This window comes from Tistrella sp., assembly GCF_002684955.1.
Classification (GTDB): Bacteria; Pseudomonadota; Alphaproteobacteria; order Tistrellales; family Tistrellaceae; genus Tistrella; species Tistrella mobilis.
On record NZ_NYWI01000086.1, the window covers coordinates 258,879 to 276,361 of the forward strand.

The 17,483-nt window shown below is 69.8% G+C and carries 17 protein-coding genes and 1 pseudogene; 8 read left to right on the forward strand and 10 right to left on the reverse strand.

Annotation, left to right across the window (positions count from 1 at the left end):
• Positions 1-24 precede the first annotated feature (24 nt).
• The 3 genes from CMO28_RS29330 to CMO28_RS29340 form a co-directional block, all read right to left on the reverse strand.
• Positions 25-966, reverse strand: coding sequence for a 50S ribosomal protein L11 methyltransferase (locus CMO28_RS29330; protein WP_296721002.1), 942 nt, complete (start codon positions 964-966; stop codon positions 25-27).
• Positions 950-3,343: an ATP-dependent helicase gene (locus tag CMO28_RS29335; RefSeq protein WP_296721005.1), complete on the reverse strand. Its 2,394-nt coding sequence runs from the start codon at positions 3,341-3,343 to the stop codon at positions 950-952. Before CMO28_RS29335 ends, CMO28_RS29330 begins: the two co-directional genes overlap by 17 nt.
• Positions 3,344-3,439: 96 nt before the next feature.
• Entirely contained in the window at positions 3,440-4,285 is an 846-nt protein-coding gene (locus tag CMO28_RS29340) for an AraC family transcriptional regulator (protein ID WP_296721009.1), read from the reverse strand.
• 93 nt (positions 4,286-4,378) lie between these two features.
• Here CMO28_RS29340 and CMO28_RS29345 point away from each other — a divergent pair, with 93 nt between their 5' ends.
• Positions 4,379-4,990: an MSMEG_1061 family FMN-dependent PPOX-type flavoprotein gene (locus CMO28_RS29345; protein ID WP_062767589.1), complete on the forward strand. Its 612-nt coding sequence runs from the start codon at positions 4,379-4,381 to the stop codon at positions 4,988-4,990.
• Positions 4,991-5,068: 78 nt separating this feature from the next.
• A complete protein-coding gene (locus CMO28_RS29350; protein ID WP_296721013.1) occupies positions 5,069-5,218 on the forward strand; it encodes a hypothetical protein in 150 nt (49 codons plus the stop codon).
• A 65-nt stretch (positions 5,219-5,283) separates the two neighbouring features.
• On the opposite strand, the gene CMO28_RS29355 is transcribed toward CMO28_RS29350, so the two are convergent.
• Positions 5,284-6,816 carry a bifunctional metallophosphatase/5'-nucleotidase gene (locus CMO28_RS29355; protein ID WP_296721016.1) on the reverse strand — a complete coding sequence of 511 codons (1,533 nt, stop codon included), beginning with the start codon at positions 6,814-6,816 and terminating at the stop codon, positions 5,284-5,286.
• Positions 6,807-7,343 carry a pentapeptide repeat-containing protein gene (locus CMO28_RS29360; protein ID WP_296721019.1) on the reverse strand — a complete coding sequence of 179 codons (537 nt, stop codon included), beginning with the start codon at positions 7,341-7,343 and terminating at the stop codon, positions 6,807-6,809. Before CMO28_RS29360 ends, CMO28_RS29355 begins: the two co-directional genes overlap by 10 nt.
• Before the next feature lie 226 nt (positions 7,344-7,569).
• Between CMO28_RS29360 and CMO28_RS29365 the strand changes: the two genes are divergently transcribed.
• The 5 genes from CMO28_RS29365 to CMO28_RS29385 all read left to right on the forward strand — a co-directional run bounded on the left by CMO28_RS29365 (position 7,570) and on the right by CMO28_RS29385 (position 12,938).
• On the forward strand, positions 7,570-8,991 hold the full coding sequence (locus CMO28_RS29365; RefSeq protein WP_062767613.1) for an FAD-binding oxidoreductase: 1,422 nt from the start codon (positions 7,570-7,572) through the stop codon (positions 8,989-8,991).
• Positions 8,992-9,195: 204 nt separating this feature from the next.
• Positions 9,196-10,278 carry an ABC transporter substrate-binding protein gene (locus CMO28_RS29370; protein WP_296721023.1) on the forward strand — a complete coding sequence of 361 codons (1,083 nt, stop codon included), beginning with the start codon at positions 9,196-9,198 and terminating at the stop codon, positions 10,276-10,278.
• A 10-nt stretch (positions 10,279-10,288) separates the two neighbouring features.
• Entirely contained in the window at positions 10,289-11,056 is a 768-nt protein-coding gene (locus CMO28_RS29375; RefSeq protein ID WP_296721026.1) for an ABC transporter ATP-binding protein, read from the forward strand.
• Entirely contained in the window at positions 11,049-11,870 is an 822-nt protein-coding gene (locus CMO28_RS29380; RefSeq protein WP_296721028.1) for an ABC transporter permease, read from the forward strand. The genes CMO28_RS29375 and CMO28_RS29380 overlap by 8 nt, the downstream gene beginning before the upstream one ends.
• Before the next feature lie 27 nt (positions 11,871-11,897).
• Complete coding sequence (locus CMO28_RS29385; RefSeq protein WP_296721031.1) at positions 11,898-12,938, forward strand: zinc transporter ZntB; 1,041 nt, start codon at positions 11,898-11,900, stop codon at positions 12,936-12,938.
• 12 nt (positions 12,939-12,950) lie between these two features.
• On the opposite strand, the gene CMO28_RS29390 is transcribed toward CMO28_RS29385, so the two are convergent.
• The 3 genes from CMO28_RS29390 to CMO28_RS29400 form a co-directional block, all read right to left on the reverse strand.
• A complete protein-coding gene (locus CMO28_RS29390) occupies positions 12,951-13,268 on the reverse strand; it encodes an Atu4866 domain-containing protein (protein WP_062767573.1) in 318 nt (105 codons plus the stop codon).
• A 32-nt stretch (positions 13,269-13,300) separates the two neighbouring features.
• Positions 13,301-14,059 carry an SDR family oxidoreductase gene (locus CMO28_RS29395; RefSeq protein WP_296721034.1) on the reverse strand — a complete coding sequence of 253 codons (759 nt, stop codon included), beginning with the start codon at positions 14,057-14,059 and terminating at the stop codon, positions 13,301-13,303.
• Positions 14,060-14,169: 110 nt separating this feature from the next.
• Positions 14,170-15,084 (reverse strand): LysR family transcriptional regulator, encoded by a 915-nt coding sequence (locus CMO28_RS29400; protein WP_296721037.1) that lies wholly within the window; start codon positions 15,082-15,084, stop codon positions 14,170-14,172.
• A gap of 95 nt (positions 15,085-15,179) precedes the next feature.
• Between CMO28_RS29400 and CMO28_RS29405 the strand changes: the two genes are divergently transcribed.
• Positions 15,180-15,926, forward strand: coding sequence for an enoyl-CoA hydratase-related protein (locus tag CMO28_RS29405; RefSeq protein ID WP_296721040.1), 747 nt, complete (start codon positions 15,180-15,182; stop codon positions 15,924-15,926).
• Here the strand turns inward: CMO28_RS29405 and CMO28_RS29685 are convergent.
• Together CMO28_RS29685 and CMO28_RS29420 are read right to left on the reverse strand one after the other, a co-directional pair.
• Positions 15,923-16,819: pseudogene (locus tag CMO28_RS29685) on the reverse strand (DUF6920 family protein). The gene CMO28_RS29405 and the pseudogene CMO28_RS29685 sit on opposite strands and share 4 nt — an antisense overlap.
• A 20-nt stretch (positions 16,820-16,839) precedes the next feature.
• Complete coding sequence (locus CMO28_RS29420; RefSeq protein WP_296721050.1) at positions 16,840-17,463, reverse strand: TetR/AcrR family transcriptional regulator; 624 nt, start codon at positions 17,461-17,463, stop codon at positions 16,840-16,842.
• Positions 17,464-17,483: the final 20 nt, after the last annotated feature.

Consider the following 17,483-nt stretch of genomic DNA (forward strand, 5'->3'; position numbering starts at 1 on the left):
GCCTCATCAGGAGGTAAGGGCGGTTCAGTCCTGACGGCGGGGCGCCCGCCGCATCATCAGCGTGGTCCAGCCGTCGAGCACCAGGCGCTTGTCCAGCACCAGGCCGCGACGGCGATAGGCGTTCAGCACCCAGCTGTCCTGGCGGGGGGTCAACCCCGACAGCACCAGCCGGCCGCCCGGCGCCAGATGCCGCACCACCACCGGCGCCATCCGCGCCAGCGGCCGGGCCAGGATATTGGCGAGGATCAGGTCGTAGGGGCCGTGGGCCATGACCTCGGGCCGGCGGAAGCCTTCCGAGATCAGCGGGATCACCCGGTCGCGAACATGGTTGATGTGGATGTTCTCGGCCGTCACCGCAACCGAGCGCGGATCATTGTCGACCGCCAGCACCCGGCGGCGCAGCCGGCGCGGGTTGAAGCGCTGCGCCGCGGCGATGGCGAGCACGCCCGTGCCGCAGCCCATGTCCAGAACCCGGCCGACCGGCTTGCCGCGCCGGGCCAGGTGATCGATCATGGTCAGGCAGCCGCGGGTGGTGCCGTGCTCGCCCGAACCGAAGGCCTGGCCGGCATCGACCACGATGCCGATCGCCCCCGGGCGAACCACCTCGGCCGCGTCCAGATGGCTGCCATGAACCACGAACCGCCCGGCATGGATGGGCACGAAGCTTTTCAGCACGTCGCTCGCCCAGTCGCGATCCTCGATCTGGTCGAGCACGGGCGTTTCGAGCGCGATGCCTTCGGCGGCCGCGGTCAACGAGATGCGGGTGCCGATTTCGGCCATGTCGGGCCGGGGGCCGCGGGCATAGCCGGTGACACGCCACCACAAACCGTCCTCGATCACCTCGAAACTGGTGAGGCTTTCGACGAAGGGCTCCAGCGCGGTCTCGACCGCGGACACATGCTCCAGACCCGGAACCTCCAGGGTCAGCCGCCAGACCAGGCGGGCGGGATCAGACGGGCTCGACAAAGCGATCGATCACTTTCTTCCGGCCGACCCCGTCGAACACCACCTGCAGCTTGTCGCCTTCGATGCGTTCGATGAAGCCGGTGCCATATTTGGCATGCGACACCCGCATGCCGATCTTGAAGGACGAGGTATCGGCGGCCCTGGCCGCCGCGGCCGCCTGTCCCGGGGTGCGGCCGCTGGCGGGACCGGGGCGCCGGGGCGCCACCGACATGCCGCCCCGTTCCACCCTGACCGCCGTGCCGTCGATGGTCCGGGTGGTGACGTCGTCGGCCAGCCGGGTCGCGCGGTCATAGACTTCGGTCTGGGCATAGGGGCTGGTCTGGGCGTAAGGGTCGGCACGCCGCCCGGCCGGCTGCCAGCCGGCGGCGCGGTTGCCGCCATAGACCCCGGTCTGGCCCGAGAGTTCGACATGCTCCGCCGGCAACTCTTCCACGAAGCGTGACGGCACGGCCGACAGCCATTGGTTGTAGACCCGGCGGTTGGCCGCGAAGCTGATCACCGCCCGGCGGCGGGCGCGGGTGATGCCCACATAGGCCAGCCGGCGTTCCTCTTCCAGCCCGTCGCGGCCGCTTTCCTCCAGCGCGCGTTCATGGGGGAAGACGCCCTCCTCCCAGCCCGGCAGAAAGACGGTGTCGAATTCCAGGCCCTTGGCGCCGTGCAGGGTCATGATGCTGACCATGTCCTCGCCGGCGCGGGTATCGGTGTCCATCACCAGCGAGACATGTTCCAGGAAGGCCGGCAGGCTGTCGAATTCCTCGACCGTGCGCACCAGCTCCTTCAGGTTGTCGAGCCGGCCCTGGGCCTCGGGCGTCTTCTCGGTCTGCCACATGCCGGTCAGGCCGCTTTCATCCAGCATCTGCCGGACCACCTCGCCATGGGGCTCGTGCGACAGCGCCTCGCGCCAGCCGGCGATCATGCGGGTGAAATCGGCCAGTGCCGCGCGCGCCTTGGGCCGCAGCCCGCCCACCACCACCGGATCGGCCGCCGCCACCAGCATCGGCAGCCCGGCCGCCCGTGCCGCCACCGCCACGGCCTGAACCGAGGTATCGCCCAGCCCGCGCTTCGGCACGTTCACCACCCGCTCAAACGCCAGATCGTCGGCAGGCGTGATGGTCAGGCGCATATAGGCGAGCGCGTCGCGCACCTCCGCCCGCTCGAAGAAGCGCAGGCCCCCCACCACCCGATAGGGCAGGCCGATGGTCACGAAGCGGTCTTCGAAAGCGCGGGTCTGATGGCCGGCGCGGACCAGCACCGCCATGTCGGAAAGCGACATGCCCTGGGCACGCAGATGCTCGATCACGTCCGAGACGAAGCGGGCTTCCTCGTCGCCATCCCAGCAGCCCTGCACCCGGACCTTCTCGCCCTCACCATCATCGGTCCAGAGCGTCTTGCCCAGCCGCTCTTCATTGTTGGCGATCACGGCGCCGGCGGCGGCCAGGATATGGCCGGTGGAGCGGTAATTGCGCTCCAGCCGGATCACCGTCGCCTCGGGGAAATCCTTTTCGAAGCGCAGGATGTTGCCGACCTCGGCACCGCGCCAGGAATAGATCGACTGGTCGTCATCACCCACGCAGCAGATGTTGTGATGGGCCTGGGCCAGCAGGCGCAGCCACAGATACTGGGCGACGTTGGTGTCCTGATACTCGTCGACCAGGATGTAGCGAAAGCGGCGCTGCCAGTCGGCCAGCACGTCGGGATGTTCGCGGAACAGCCGGATGCATTCCATCAGCAGATCGCCGAAATCGGCGGCGTTCAGCTCTTTCAGCCGTTTCTGATAGGCGGCGTAGAGATCGGCGCCGCGGCCGCGGGCCAGTTCGTGCGCCTCGGCCCCCGGCACCTGGCCCGGCTGCCAGCCCTTGTCCTTCCAGCGCTGGATGGCGCCGACCAGCACCTTGGGCGGCCAGCGCTTCTCGTCGACGCCGGCCGCCTGGATCACCTGCTTCGCCAGCCGCACCTGATCATCGGTGTCCAGAATGGTGAAGGTGGAGGTAAGCCCGACCAGCTCGGCATGCCGGCGCAGAATGCGGGCACACAGCGAATGGAAGGTGCCGAACCAGAGCCCGCTTTCTTCCGCGCCGATCAGCCGCCCCACCCGCTCGCGCATTTCGCGCGCGGCCTTGTTGGTGAAGGTGACCGCCAGAATCTGCCAGGGCCGGGCGCGGCCGGTATCCACCAGATGCGCCAGCCTTGTGGTCAGCACCCGGGTCTTGCCGGTGCCGGCGCCGGCCAGCACCAGAACCGGCCCGTCCAGCGCCTCCACCGCGGCCCGCTGCTCGGCATTCAGCCCGTCGAGATAGGCATGGGCATGGGACGCACCGGCACCGCGCGCAGGATGCTGCGGCACCGAGGCTTCCGGCAGGCTGAACGGATCGGACATCGGAGGGGCCGGCTCTCTTGGTCTGGACGCGGGGTTCCGGGTTCACTGGAACATAACCGAAACGCGGCCGCGACGACAGCCATCGGCACGCCTGCCTTACCTATACCCTCGGCGGTGCGTCTGCAAGGCGTGCGCCTGGGGGTTGTCGGCTGAGGCGGTACCGATTGCGGCCATGGCCACAATCGGATGCGCCGCCGGCGTCACGCCGAAGCTCTGGCGGAACCGGGCGATGAAGCCGCTGACGCTGGCATAGCCGAGGTCGAAGGCAATGGCGGTGACCGAGGCGCCCTCGGCGAGCATTTCCAGCGCGCGCATCATCCGGGCGCGATGGCGCCAGTCGGTGAAGCTGAGGCCGGTTTCGCGCGGAAACCGGCGGCTGAGCGTGCGCGGGGTGAGGCCCGCCCAGCCGGCCCAGCCCTCAAGGCTGCGGCCGTCGGCCGGATCTTCCAGGATCGCCTGTGCGATCCGCTGAAGGCGCGGCTCCACCGGCATGGGCAGGCCGAAATCTTCGGCGGGAAGCCCCCTGATCTCGTCCAGGATCAGCCCGGTGATCCGCGCGCGCGCCGCATCCATCCGACCGTCCTGCCAGGTTGCAGCCCGCAGGATCGCCTCGCGCAGCAGGGCCGGCACGCGCACCGTGCGGGGGGTGGACGGAAGCTCCGCGCAGCGATCGGGGCGGATATAGGCGGTCCACCCGGCGCCCGGCCCGAAGCTTCGCCCGCCATGCAACTGCCAGGGCGGCAGCCAGATGCCGTGGCCGGCCGGCACCAGCCAGGCGCCCTGATCGGTCAGCACGGTGACGACCCCGCGGCTGCAGCCGATCATCTGGCCGCGGGGGTGACGATGGGCCTCTGTGTCGAATTCACGCTTCAGCTCAACCGTGAAGGCTGCGACCTCCGGGCCGTCGAGGGCATGGCCGATCGTCTCTGGTGCATGGGACATGGCGCCATCCTGCTATCGATTGGCGCCGATAGATTAGCAGCGCCAGGCCGTATGGCGTAGAACGGATCCATCCGAATGCGGGAGGCAAACCCCATGTCCGACATCACCCCGACCGATCTCGACCAGCTCTATGATCCGCCGTCGGAAGCGATCCAGAAGGGCGTGATGCCCCATCTGATCCCCTTCCATCAGGACTATCTTGCCCGGGCGACGTTCTTCTGCCTGGCCAGCGGGCGCGCGCAGGGCCTCGACGCCTCACCCCGCGGCGGCCCTGAGGGTTTCGTGAAGGTGATCGACCCGCAGCATGTTGCTTTCGCCGACTGGCCCGGCAACAACCGGATCGAGACCCTGCGCAACCTGGTCGAGGACGACCGCCTGGCCATGCTGTTCCTGTTTCCGGGGCTGGAGGTCTTCCTGCGCATCAACGGCCGCGGCCGGATCTCTCGCGAGGCCACGCTTCTGGCACAGCTGACGGAAGGGGCGAAAACCCCCAAAACCGCGATCGTGGTCGCGATCGACGAGGTGCTGTTCCACTGCGGCAAGGCCATCAACCGCGCCCGCCTCTGGCAGCCCGACGCCCGCATCGACCGCGGCACCCTGCCCTCGGTCGGCCGGATGAAAGCCGCCATGACCGGCGGCTCAGACGCCGATGCCGGGCGGGTGGATGCGGAGTATGAGCGGGCGGTGAGGAATGATCTGTATTGATCGGCTTGCGGGGTCAGGATGCCGGCCTTACCCTCTCAAGGGTAGAAGGAGCGCCTGACCATGCACTCTCAGACACCCATGCCCGACAGCAGTGCCGACGAAGAGCGCCGCATTGATCTTTCGGTGCGTGACAGTGAAGCCTTTGTTCGGGCGCTCACCGACCCGCAGCCGCTCGAGGATCGCCTGTCGGACACTATCCGTCGATACCGCCGGCGGACCGGCGTCTGACACATACAACCGACGTTTCGGTCAGATCGCAGGCGACGACATCTTGCCGGTCACCATCTTGTCGGTCACTCCCCTGCATCTGCCCGAGGAACCTGCTCCGCCACGAACCGGATTCGCCCCTCCACCGCCGGCGCGGCCTCGCCGCTGCGGGCCAGGTGGTCGATCACCTGATTGGCGGTGAGCTGGGAATCCGACAGGCCGATCACGGTACGGGCGGTGGCGAAGGCGCCATAGCCGTCGCCACCGCCGGCGACGTAATCGGTGGTGGCCAGCTGGTAGAGCCGGTCGGGGTCGAGCTGCTCACCGCCGATCATCACCTCCTGAAGCCGGGCGCCGGGCGGCTGGGCGGGATCGACGGTCAGGGTCATGCCCGATACCTGCGGGAAGCGGCCGGCCAGCTCGTCCAGGCCCGAGAGGCCGTTTTCCAGCGCCTTGTGCAGCTCGGCGCCGGTCACTTCCAGCTTGAGCGTCCGGTTGCCGAAGGGCAGTTCCGACAGCATGTCGCGGCGGGTGATGCGGGTGCCGGGCGCGTAGATCCGGTCGGCGCGGATGCCGCCGCCATTGATCATCGCCACCTCGGCCCCCACCGCCGCACGCATCGCATCGGTGATCAGATTGCCGATCGCCGCCTCCCGCCCGCGCACGGTGGCCCGGCGGCTGTCGAGGGCTGTGGCCAGCGTCGCCACCGGCTCGTCCAGCGCGGCCCCCAGGCTCTGCCCGTATCGGGCGACCAGGGCGGCGATGTCGGGATCGGGCGCCACCTCGCCCGTGTCGACGATCTCGAATCGCGGGCGCCAGCTCAGGCGGTCGGCGGTCTTTTCGATGTCGATGCGGGTGACGACCACATGATCGCCTTCCGATCCGCTTTCGGCGAGGGCGACGCGGCCATCATGGAAGACCAGCAGATGCTCGTCATGGCCCGAGAGGATCAGATCGGTGCCGCCGTCGCGCACCAGACGCATGTCGATGTCGAGGGGCGTATGGGCCACGGCGACCACGAAATCGGCGCCGGCCTCGCGCAGCTGCCGGGCGGCGGCACGGCCGGCATCCAGGCTGGCGCCGAAGGTGATGGCGCTGCGCCTGGCCACGACCCGGGTCGATTCGGTGGTGAGCCCGTAGAAGCCGATGCGGATGCCGTCCTGCTCGACGATTTTGGCGGGCAGCGTATGGGCCGGCTGGCTGCCGTCGGGCTCGTGGATGTTGGAGGCGACGACGTCGAAGCGGGCCTCGGCCATGCGGGCGCGGAAGACCTCGGCGCCGAAATCGAACTCGTGATTGCCCGGCACCATCACATCGGGGGGCATGTGGTTCAGGATGTCGATGATATGCCGCCCCTGATCGAGGCCGGAGAGCAGCGAGGGCGAGATGGTGTCGCCGGCATGGATGAAGAAGGCCGGGCCTTCCTGCCGCACCCGGTCGAGCACCGCCTTGACCCGGGCAAAGCCGCCGCGGCCGTCCTTCTCGTCCATCCGGTCGATATCGTTGGTCTGGACGAAGCGGAGGGTAACGGTTCCGGCCGCCGCCGGCACAGCGGTGGCGGCAAGCAGAATGGCGGCCGCGACGGCGGCCAGATGGTGGCGACGCAGCGTCAGCGGCATTGCCCGACACTCCCTTCGGCGCAGCGCGTGGTGCCGTCGACCCAGACGGCCCCTTCCAGATCGGCATCATAGAGATCGGCGCCGGTCAGATTGGCACCGGTGAAATCGGCGCCGCGCAGATCGGCGCGGTAGAAGCGGGCCCGGCGCAGATCGGCGCCGGTGAAATCCGCCCGGGCGGCCTTGGAGCGGGTGAAATCGGCGCTCTGCAGATCGGCCTCGGCGAAGATCGCCTCTTCGGCCTTGCCCGAGACGAATTTCGCGCCGCGCAGATCCGCGCCCGAGAAATCGGTGCCGGTGACGTCGGCGCGGGTGAATGAGGCATCGCGCAGCCGGCCGCCGGTCAGCGACATGCCCTGCATCGGCCGGCCGTCGAAGAAGCAGCCGACCCAGTTCACCCCTGGCCGGCCGGGATCGCTGCAACCGGCACGGGCGGGGCCGGTATCGGCGCCGACCACGGCGGCGAGGGCCAGCAGCGAGACGATCAGGCTGCGGCGGATAAGAGGGCAACGGTCGGTCTGGCGGGTCATCGGGAGCATTTGCCTCGTCTGGCCGATCCATAACACGGCATCCGCACCAACATATCGTGCCGCCCGGCCTGCGGACAGGCCGAAGCGCCGGCTGCGACGCCGCGACACCGCCGGGGCCGGCGCGAAAAGGGTTGGCGTTCGCGGCTGACGGGGACAATCTGTGCATCAAACACCGGATGCGGAGGCCCCGATACCGGTGATCGACATCTTTCCGGAGATCCGTGCCATGGCCCTCGCCGCCCCCGCCCCGTCCGCCCCTGCCCGGCCCGTCGCCACTGCCGTCGACGACGATTTCGTCGCGGCCCTCGTGCAGCTTCTCGGTGACCGCGTCTCCACCGCCCAGGCGGTGCGCGAACAGCATGGCCGCGACGAGAGCTATCACGATGTCGAGGCGCCCGATGTGGTGGTCTTCCCCGAGACCACCGAAGAGGTGGCCGAGGTGGTGAAGCTGTGCGCCGCCCATGCCGTGCCGATCATCCCCTTCGGCACCGGCACCTCGCTGGAAGGCGGCGTTGCCGCCACCCGCGGCGGGGTGTGCATCGATGTCAGCCGGATGAACCAGATCCTGCGGGTATCGACCGACGATCTGGACGTCACCGTCCAGGCCGGCGTCACCCGCAAGCAGCTGAACGAGCATCTGAAGACCACGGGGCTGTTCTTCCCGATCGACCCCGGCGCCGATGCGTCGCTGGGCGGCATGGCCGCGACCCGCGCCTCGGGCACCAATGCGGTGCGCTATGGCACGATGCGCGAGAACGTGCTGTCGCTGACCGTGGTCATGCCCGACGGGCGGATCGTCAAGACCGCGCGCCGCGCCCGCAAATCCTCGGCCGGCTATGATCTCACCCGGCTGTTCGTGGGCTCGGAAGGCACGCTTTGCGTGATCACCGAGGTCACGCTCCGGCTCTATGGCGTGCCCGAGGCGATCTCGGCGGCGGTCTGCCCGTTCGAGACCCTGGAAGGCGCCGTGCGCACGGTGATCCAGACCATCCAGATGGGCATTCCGGTCGCCCGCGTCGAACTGCTCGACGAGCTGTCGGTGAAGGCGGTCAACGCCTATTCCAAGCTCGACAACCCGGTGCAGCCGACCCTGTTCTTCGAATTCCACGGCACCGAAGCGGGTGTGGTCGAACAGGCCGAGATGGTCCAGGCGATCGCGGGCGAGCATGGCGGCGGCGATTTCCGCTTCGCGACGCTGGCCGAAGACCGCAACGCCCTCTGGCAGGCGCGGCACAATGCCTATTACGCCTCGCTCAGGCTGAAGCCCGGCTCCAAGGGCTGGCCGACCGATGTCTGCGTGCCGATCTCGCAGCTGGCCGATGCGATCCTGGAGACCCGCAAGGATCTGGAAAGCTCCACCCTGATGGCGCCGATGGTGGGCCATGTCGGCGACGGTAACTTCCATCTGGTCTTCCTGGTCGACCCCGAGAACCCCGACGATCTGAAAGAGGCCCAGCGCCTCAACGACCGGCTGGTGGAGCGCGCGCTCGCCTTTGGCGGCACCTGCACGGGTGAACATGGCGTGGGCCTGGGCAAGCGCGACTTCCTGATCGCCGAACATGGCGAGGCGATTTCGGTGATGCGCCAGCTGAAGCAGGCGCTGGATCCGCAGGGGATCATGAACCCGGGCAAGGTGCTGCGCCCCTGAGGATCTGAGCCCGGGGGAGGGCTCACCCGGAGGTTTCCCGGCGACCACCCTGCAACGATGCCCGCGCGCCCCGGCCGCGGGCATCGGCGTTTCCGGGGTGACGCGGGTGGTATACCGGGCCTAGACTGCCCGCCATGCCGGCACCAGACCGGTAGCTTCGACAAGACGATGACGTGTGAAGAAACCGTCGGGAGACGACCGAAGATGCTCAGCACCCGTTCCGGGGCGCGGCCTTCCCGCCGCAGCCTGCTCAAGACCATCGGCCTTTGCGGCGCGGCGCTCGCCGCCCTTGCCTCGGGCCTGCCCGGCGGCGCCGTCGCGGCGGAAAAAACCAAGGTGACGGTCGCGGCCCTCGCCTTCGTGTCGTCCTCGCCGCTGTTCATCGCCAAGGACCGCGGCTATTACGAGGCCGAAGGGCTGGATGTCGACATCCAGATCTTCCGCGCCGCCCAGCCGGTGGCGGTGGCGATTGCGTCGGGCGATGCCGATTTCGGTGTGACCGCCTTCACCGCCGGCTTCTACAACCTGGCGGGCAAGGGCGCGCTCAAGGTCATCGCCGGCCAGTCGGCCGAGATCGCCGGCCAGGACGGATCGGCGATCCTGGTCTCGAACAAGGCCTGGGACGAGGGCTTCCGCTCGGTCGACGACTTCCCCGGCCACAGCCTGGCGATGACCCAGACCGGATCCTCGTTCCACTACATGATCGGCCGGACCGCCGAGGCCCGCGGCTTCGACCTCTCGAAGGTCGACCTGAAGCCGCTGCAGGCGGTGCCGAACATGATCGCGGCGCTGAAATCCGGCCAGGTCGACGCGATGATCATCGTGCCGCATATCGCCAAGGGGCTGGTCGATTCCGGTGCCGCGAAGATGATCGGCCGGGTGGCCGATATCGCCCCCTATCAGCTGGGCGGGCTGTTCACCTCCACCCGCAACGTCACCGAACATCGCGACATGGTGGAGCGGTTCGTGCGCGCCTATGTGAAGGCGGCGGCCGACTACAACGCCACCCTCAACCAGAACGACGCCAAGGGCGAACGGGTCTATGGGCCCGACACCCAGCCGGTGGTCGACATCATCAACAAATATGTCTATCCCGAAAAGCCGAACGACGCCGGCGTGAAGGCGGGTGCGATGTATATCGAACCCGCGGGCCGTTTCGATGCCGCCGACATCGCCGATCAGCTGCGCTGGTACAAGCAGCACGACCTGGTCGATGCCGATGTCGAGGCCGCAAGCTTCGTCGACACCAGCTTCGTGCCCGGCGGCTTCTCGGTTCAGGCGAAGTGACGACCCGACGATGCGCCTGATCCTGAAGGCCGTCTCTCATGCCTATGACGGCCTGCACGCCCTCGGCCCCGTCGACCTTGAGGTCGGCGCGGGCCGCATCGTCGCCGTGGTCGGCCCGTCGGGCTGCGGCAAATCCACCCTGCTCGGCATCGCCGGCGGGCTGATCCGGCCGACATCGGGCGAGGTGCTGTCGGCGGGCGCCGCCCCCGAGGGCTGCCTGAACCCGCTGACCTATGTCTTCCAGGATTTCGCCCTGCTGCCCTGGCGGACGGTGGCGAAAAACGTCGCCCTGCCGCTGGAAGGCCGCGGGCTCGGCGCAGCAGAGGTCCGCGCACGCGTGGCCGATGCCCTGGCGCGCACGGGGCTTGCCGATTTCGCCGGCGCCGTGCCGCGCCAGCTGTCGGGCGGCATGCGCCAGCGGGTCGGCATCGCCCGGGCACTGGCGGTCTCGCCCGCCGTACTGCTGATGGATGAACCCCTTTCGGCGCTGGATGCCCAGACCCGCGAACTGCTGATCGAGGATCTGGTGGCCCTGCACGGCCGGGCGCCGTTCAGCGCGCTTTACGTCACCCACAACCTGACCGAGGCGGTGCGCCTCGCCCACGAGGTGGTGGTGCTCTCCCGCCGGCCCGGGCGGATCCGCGAGGTGGTGCGGATCGACACGCCGCTCGACGACCGCGCGGCCGACGGCGCCGGCATGGCCGCCCTGGCCGACCGGCTCTGGCGGTCGATCCGCGACGAGGCCGCCACCGCCGATCGCGAGGTGCAGCATGGCTGACCGGCCCCGTCCGACCCCGCCTGCCGACGACACGCCCCGCCCGGTGCCCTATCGCGGCGGCGGCTTCGCGCCGCGGCGGATGCCGCTGGTCACCGGCCTGTTCTTCGCCCTGCTCTTCGGCCTTTGGGCGCTGGGATCGGCCCGGGGCTGGATCGGGGCGCTGACCCTGCCGCCGCCGGGCGAGGTGCTGGCCGCCCTTGCCCGGCTGATCGAGACCGGCGATCTCTGGCGCCATCTTTCGGCCTCGCTGATGCGTCTCGGCCTGGGCTGGGCGCTGGGGGCCGCCTTGGGCGTGGCGGTCGGGCTGATGGTCGGGCTGTTCTCGCTGGCCCGCGCCACCGGCCTGCCGCTGGTGACGGCGCTGTTCCCCATCCCCAAGATCGCGCTGCTGCCGCTGTTCATCATCTGGTTCGGCATCGGCGAGCCGTCGAAGGTTGCGACCATCGCCTTCGGCGTGTTCTTCCCGACCGTGATCAACACCGCCGGCGGCGTGGCCGGCGTGCCGCGCAGCCTGATCTCCATGGGCCAGAGCTTCGGCCTGTCGCCCTGGCGGATCGCCACCCGCATCGTGCTGCCGGGCGCCCTGCCCGCCATCCTGACCGGCTTCCGGGTCTCGGCCTCGATCGGCATCATCCTGCTGGTGGCGGCCGAGATGATCGGCGCCGAATACGGGCTGGGCGCGCTGGTGCTGAATGCCGGCAATCTGATGCGGCTGGACCTGCTGATCGCAGGCGTGGTGGTGCTGTCGGCCCTGGGCCTGGTGGTGGCCTTCCTGCTCGGCCTGGTCGAGAAACGCCTGCTGCGCTGGCGCTGAGCCGGCTTTCATGCTGGGATCGGCGCCATGAGCACGACCGATAGCGACGTTCCGACCCGCGGCCTGGTCCACGCCTTTGCCCTGGATGGCAGGGGCGGCGGCCGGCCGCTCTCCCCCGCCCAGACCGCGGCGGCGCTGCGCGACCGCAGCGCCGGCCAGACGGTCGATGCCCCCGATCTCTGGCTGCATGTCGACCGGATGGATCCGGGCGTGCAGGACTGGCTCAATCTGGCCGGCGTGCCGCCGCATGCGGCCGAAGCCCTGCTCGCCGAAGAGACCCGGCCCCGGGCCGATCGGTTCGCCGACGGGCTGGTGGTCAATCTGCGCGGGCTGAACGTCAATCCGGGCATGGAGGCGTCGGATCTGATTTCGGTCCGCGCCTGGACGGTGGCGGGGATGACCATCACCACCCGCCGCTACCCGCTGCGCTCGACCCGCGAAATGGCCGAGGCGCTGACCGCCGGCAGCGGGGGCCCGCGGGATTCGGGCGGGGTGATCGCCGATCTGGCCGACCGGCTGGTCGGCCGGCTCCGGCCCGAGGTCGACCGGCTGGAAGATCTGATCGACGATCTGGAAGACGAGGCGCTGGCCGGTGCCGCCGACGCCCGCCCGCGCGAGGGCATCCGCAAGGCGCGCGCCGCGCTTGCCGAACTCAGGCGCGAGACCATCGCCTTCCGCCGCTATATGGCGCCCCAGCGCGAAGCGCTGATGCGGCTGGCCGGGCTCGACCCGTCCCCCTTCGGCCATGTCGACCGGCTGGAACTGCGCGAGACCGCCGACCAGCTGACCCGGATGGTCGAGGATCTGGACGCCATCCGCGAACGCACCCTGCTCGCCCAGGGCGAATGGGAAGCGCGCATCGCCGAACGCACCGACCGCACGGTCTATCTGCTGACCATCCTGTCGTCGGTGATGCTGCCTTTGGGTTTCATCACCGGGCTTCTGGGGGTCAATGTCGCCGGCATCCCCGGCGCCGACGACCCGGCCGCCTTCCTGCTGCTGTGCCTGGCGCTGGGCCTGCTGGTGGCGGTGCAGTTCGTCCTGTACCGGAGATTGCGGTGGATCTGAGATGCCACCCCGTCACGGCCGACGGTAGAGGATCATGCCGGCGTGGTAGAGCACGCCGTCGATGAAATCGCCATCGGCCGTGAAGCCGGTATCGTCGACATAGTCGATATGGTCGCCGGTGATCGTGTAGCGGCCCTGATAGGCCGCCTCGCGGCTGCCGCGCGCCTCGACATAGCGGCCGTCGGCGCGCAGTTCGTGACGGATGCGGCCGTCTTCGGTCACCCACATGCCGATGTAAGGGTGTGGATCCGTGGTGGTCATGGATGTCGTCTCCCCTGCAAGGGCGGTGGAGGTCAGCAGCAGCAGGCCGGCGGCGGCAAGGCGGCGCATCGGTCTTCTCCTGATCAATGCGGGCCGGCTCATCAATGCGGGCTGGCGGTCGGGCGGATGACGATCTCGCTGGTGTCGACGTCATCGGGCCGGGTGATGGCGAAGCGGATCGCGCGGGCGATCGCCTCGGGCGGGATCGCCACCGCCCGGAAGGCGGTCATGGCGTCGCGGGCGGTGGCATCGGTGATGGTCTCCGCCAGTTCCGAGGTCACCACGCCGGGCGAGATCACGGTCACCCGCAGCCGGTCGGTTTCCTGCCTGAGGCCGTCGGATATCGCCCGCACCGCATATTTGGTGGCGCAATAGACCGCAGCGGTCGGGCTGACCGCATGGCCGCCGATCGACGAGACGTTGATCACCTGGCCGAAGCCCTGCGCCGTCATCACCGGCAGCACGGCGGCGATGCCGTGGAGCACGCCGCGGATGTTCACGTCGATCATCCGGTCCCATTCGTCGAGCCGGAGCGACGCGAGCGGCGAAAGCGGCATCACGCCGGCATTGTTCACGATCACGTCGATCCGGCCGAATTCCTCGCGGGCGGCGGCGGCGAACCCCGCCATGTCGTCGCGGTCGGTGACGTCGAGCGCGCGGACGCGGATGGTGCCGCCCGCACCCGTCACCTGATCGGCCAGGCGCTGCAGACGGTCGAGCCGGCGGGCGCCGGCGACCACGATCGCGCCGGCTTCGGCCAGCAGCCGGGCGGTGGTCTCGCCGATGCCGCTGCTGGCGCCGGTAACCAGAACGACCTTGCCGGCGATGCCCTCGACAGGGGCGATGGGGGTGGTGGTCATGTCTGTCATCTCCCGAGGCTGGCCCCGAAGGCCGTTGGTCCTGGGAGAGAGATGACATGGCAGACGGTCGGATATAATCCGGCGCAAATGACCAGGACTTTTAAGCCCGGCTACACAATCACGCTGGCGGCGCGCAGGGCGTCGATGAAGGCGCGCATGGCCGGCGGCATGCGGCGCTGGCGCGGATAGCACAGGAAAAAGCCCGGATAGGGCGCGCACCAGGGCTCCAGCATCGCGACCAGCCGGCCATCGGCCAGGAAGGGCCCGGCCTCCTCGTCGGTCAGGAAGGCGATGCCGATGCCGGCGAGGCAGGCATCGAGCATCAGCCGCCGGTCGTCCAGGATCAGCGGTCCTTCGACCGAGACCGCGAACCAGCCGTCGGCGCGATGGAATTCCCAGTCATAAGGCAGGCTGCGCCCGCGCCACCGCCAGCGGATGCAGTCGAAATCCGTCAGCGCCTCGGGCGTTTCGGGCCGGCCATGGCGGGCGATGAAACCGGGCGTCGCCACCGGCATCTGGCGGTGTTCGCCGCCCAGCCTGACCGCGATCATGTCCTTCTCCACCACCTCGCCCGGGCGGATGGCGAGGTCGAAGCCGCCGGCGACCGGATCGACCACCGCATCATCGGCCGTCAGATCGATCACGACATCCGGATGTGCGGCATGGAAGGCCGGCAGCATCGGCAGGACCCGCCGTTCGGCCGCGACCCGCGCCGCATGCACCCGCACCGTGCCGGCAATGCGCCCGCCCGCCCTGGCGGCGCCCGAGACCGCGTCGCCGATCTCGGCCATGGCCGGGCGCAGGCGTTCCAGCAACGCCGCCCCTGCAGGGGTGGTGGCAACGCTGCGGGTGGTGCGGTTCAGAAGCTGCACGCCCAGCCGCTCTTCCAGCGCGCGGATCGTCTGGCTGAGCGCCGAGGGGGTCACGCCCAGCGCCTCGGCGGCACGGCTGAAGCCCGCCTGTTCTGCCACCGCGACGAAGGCGACGAGCTGGGCGTATTCCGCCCCATGGACGGTAGGGGTCATGGCGCTGCACTCCGGACGGGATTGCCGGCAGGGCGCGGATGCTCTCCAATGACCGGTCATCAACTGCGCGACAGACGCACCCGGAGGAACGCCCGATGACCGACACCATCCGCCTGACCCGCGACGGCCCGATCGCCACCATCACCCTCGACCGGCCGCCGGTCAATGCGCTGGGTGCAGGGGAACTCGACCGGCTGATCGGGCTGGTCGCCGAGGTCGATGCCGATCCGGACATCCGGGCGGTGGTGCTGACCGGCGCCGAGCGCTGCTTCTCGGCCGGGCTCGATCTCGGCCAGGAGCTGGATGCGATCGAGGCGGAGCGCCCCGGCCCGTCGTCGCGGGGCGTGGCGCTCTACCAGGCGCTGACCGGCCGGCGCACGCCCTGGATCGCCGCGATCAACGGCCCGGCGCTGGGCGCGGGGCTCGGCATCGCGATCTGCGCGGATGTGATCCTGGCGTCGGAAACCGCAACCATCGGCCTGCCCGAAATCGATGTCGGCATGCTGGGTGGCGCCCGTCACGCCATGCGCCTGCTGGGCCATGCGACCGTCGCCCGGCTGCTGCTGACCGGCCGGCCGATGCCGGCCGCAGAGCTGGCGCGGCGCGGCGCGATCGAGCCGGTGCTGGCACCCGATGCGCTGCTGCCGGCGGCCCGGACACTCGCCGCCGAGATCGCCACCAAGGACCCGGTGGCAGTCGCCCATGCCCTCGCCTGCCTGTCGGAGGTGGAGGATCTGCCGCTGGTCGAGGGCTATGCCGCCGAGATGCGCCATGTGGCGGAACTGGCCCGCACCGAGGCGGCCCGGGCGGCGATGCGGCGGTTCCTGAAGCGCGGGATCTAGTCCCGGAAGGCGATCTGCGTCACCCGGCCGCGCCAGAAGGGCAGGATGCGGCCGCCCGCGGCGCGCGAGATGGTGAAGGCCATCGGCAGCATGACCTCCCCGACCCGCCGATAGCCTTCGCGGGTCACATGCTCGCCCGAGCCGTGATAGGGGGTGGTGAGGTCGCCATCCTCTTCGGCCGCGAAGCTGGCGAGGCTGCCATCGGGCCGGAAGGTGGCGACGAGCGCGGCCGTCAGGCCGCCATGGATGACCACCGCCCGGGCGTGGCTGTCGTCGATCGGCTGCCAGACGACCGGCCCGCCGGGCAGCAGGGCCATGGGTTAGAGCGGGCTTTCCAGCAGCCAGCGCCTGAGCGAGATCCGGTCGAGTTCGGGGGAGCCGGTCTCGTCGACCACGGTGACGAGGCCCAGGATCCGGGCCTTCATCTCCATCCGGCCGTCGGCGAAAGCATCCCAGGCGCGGGCGTGAATGCCGGGCAGGATCGGCGTGCGGGCGGCGAAGGCGAGCGCCGGCACCCATACCGCCACGGTCTGGCTGGCGGTGGTGGGGGCAAAGCCTTCGGTACGCGGCCGGCGGAAATCGCCCGCCATCTCCATCTCCACCAGCCGCATGCCGGCGGGCGGGCCGTCGGGGAAGGTGAAGCGGAAATAGGCCCGGACGGGGGCCGGCAGGGCCGCAAGCGCCGCGGCATCGGGATCCGGCGGCATGGCGGCCCGGGCCGCCACCCGCACCCGGTCGACATGGGCGGCAATCTCCGCCCCGGTCCGCCAGCTGCCGATCAGCACCGCGATCAGCACGGCCGCCACCACGCCGCCGGCCACCAGGGCCGCGGTTCGCCAGAGTCTGCGCATAAAGCCCCCTTCCCCGCCGTCATCGGCCGGCGGGTGATGCATGGATGGGTTGGAAAGATTGATCAGCCGTCGGGATGACCGTTCCCCAGGATCAACCCCATAATGGTGTCGACGACGCCCCGGCAGAGCGCCGCCGGGGTCTCGCCCCGGGCCGGTGCACGGCCGGCGGCGATGAGGGAGGCGGCGCCATGCACCGCCGACCAGAGGGTGAAGGCGACCAGCCCGGGATCGCGCCCGGGCAGCAGCCCCTGGGCCTGCACCGCCTCTACCGCCCCCCTGAGCAGGGTGAGCGAGGTCATGCCCGGATCGGTCGCGAAGGGATCGCCGGCAAGATCCGGCAGCGGCGGGGGCGCGAACATCAGGCGGTAGAGCGCCGGATGTTCCGCGGCGAAGGCGAGATAGGCAAGCCCGCCCTCGCGCAGCCGCGCCACAGCATCGCCGGCCGTGCGGGCGGCGACGGCGAGCTTGGTGTCGTAGAGCCGCCGGAAGCCTTCGTCATGGACCGCCCGGAGCAGGGCATCGCGGTTGCGGAAATGGTTGTAGAGCGCAGGCGCACTGCAGCCGATGGCGGCCGCGACCTCGGCCATGGTCAGCGCCATGGGCTCGCGGTCCTCCAGCAGGCGGATGGTCTCTGCCACCGCCCGGCCGGGAATGTCGATCGCCTGATCCTTGCGCGGGCGTGCCATGGGCGGCCTCCATTACTGAA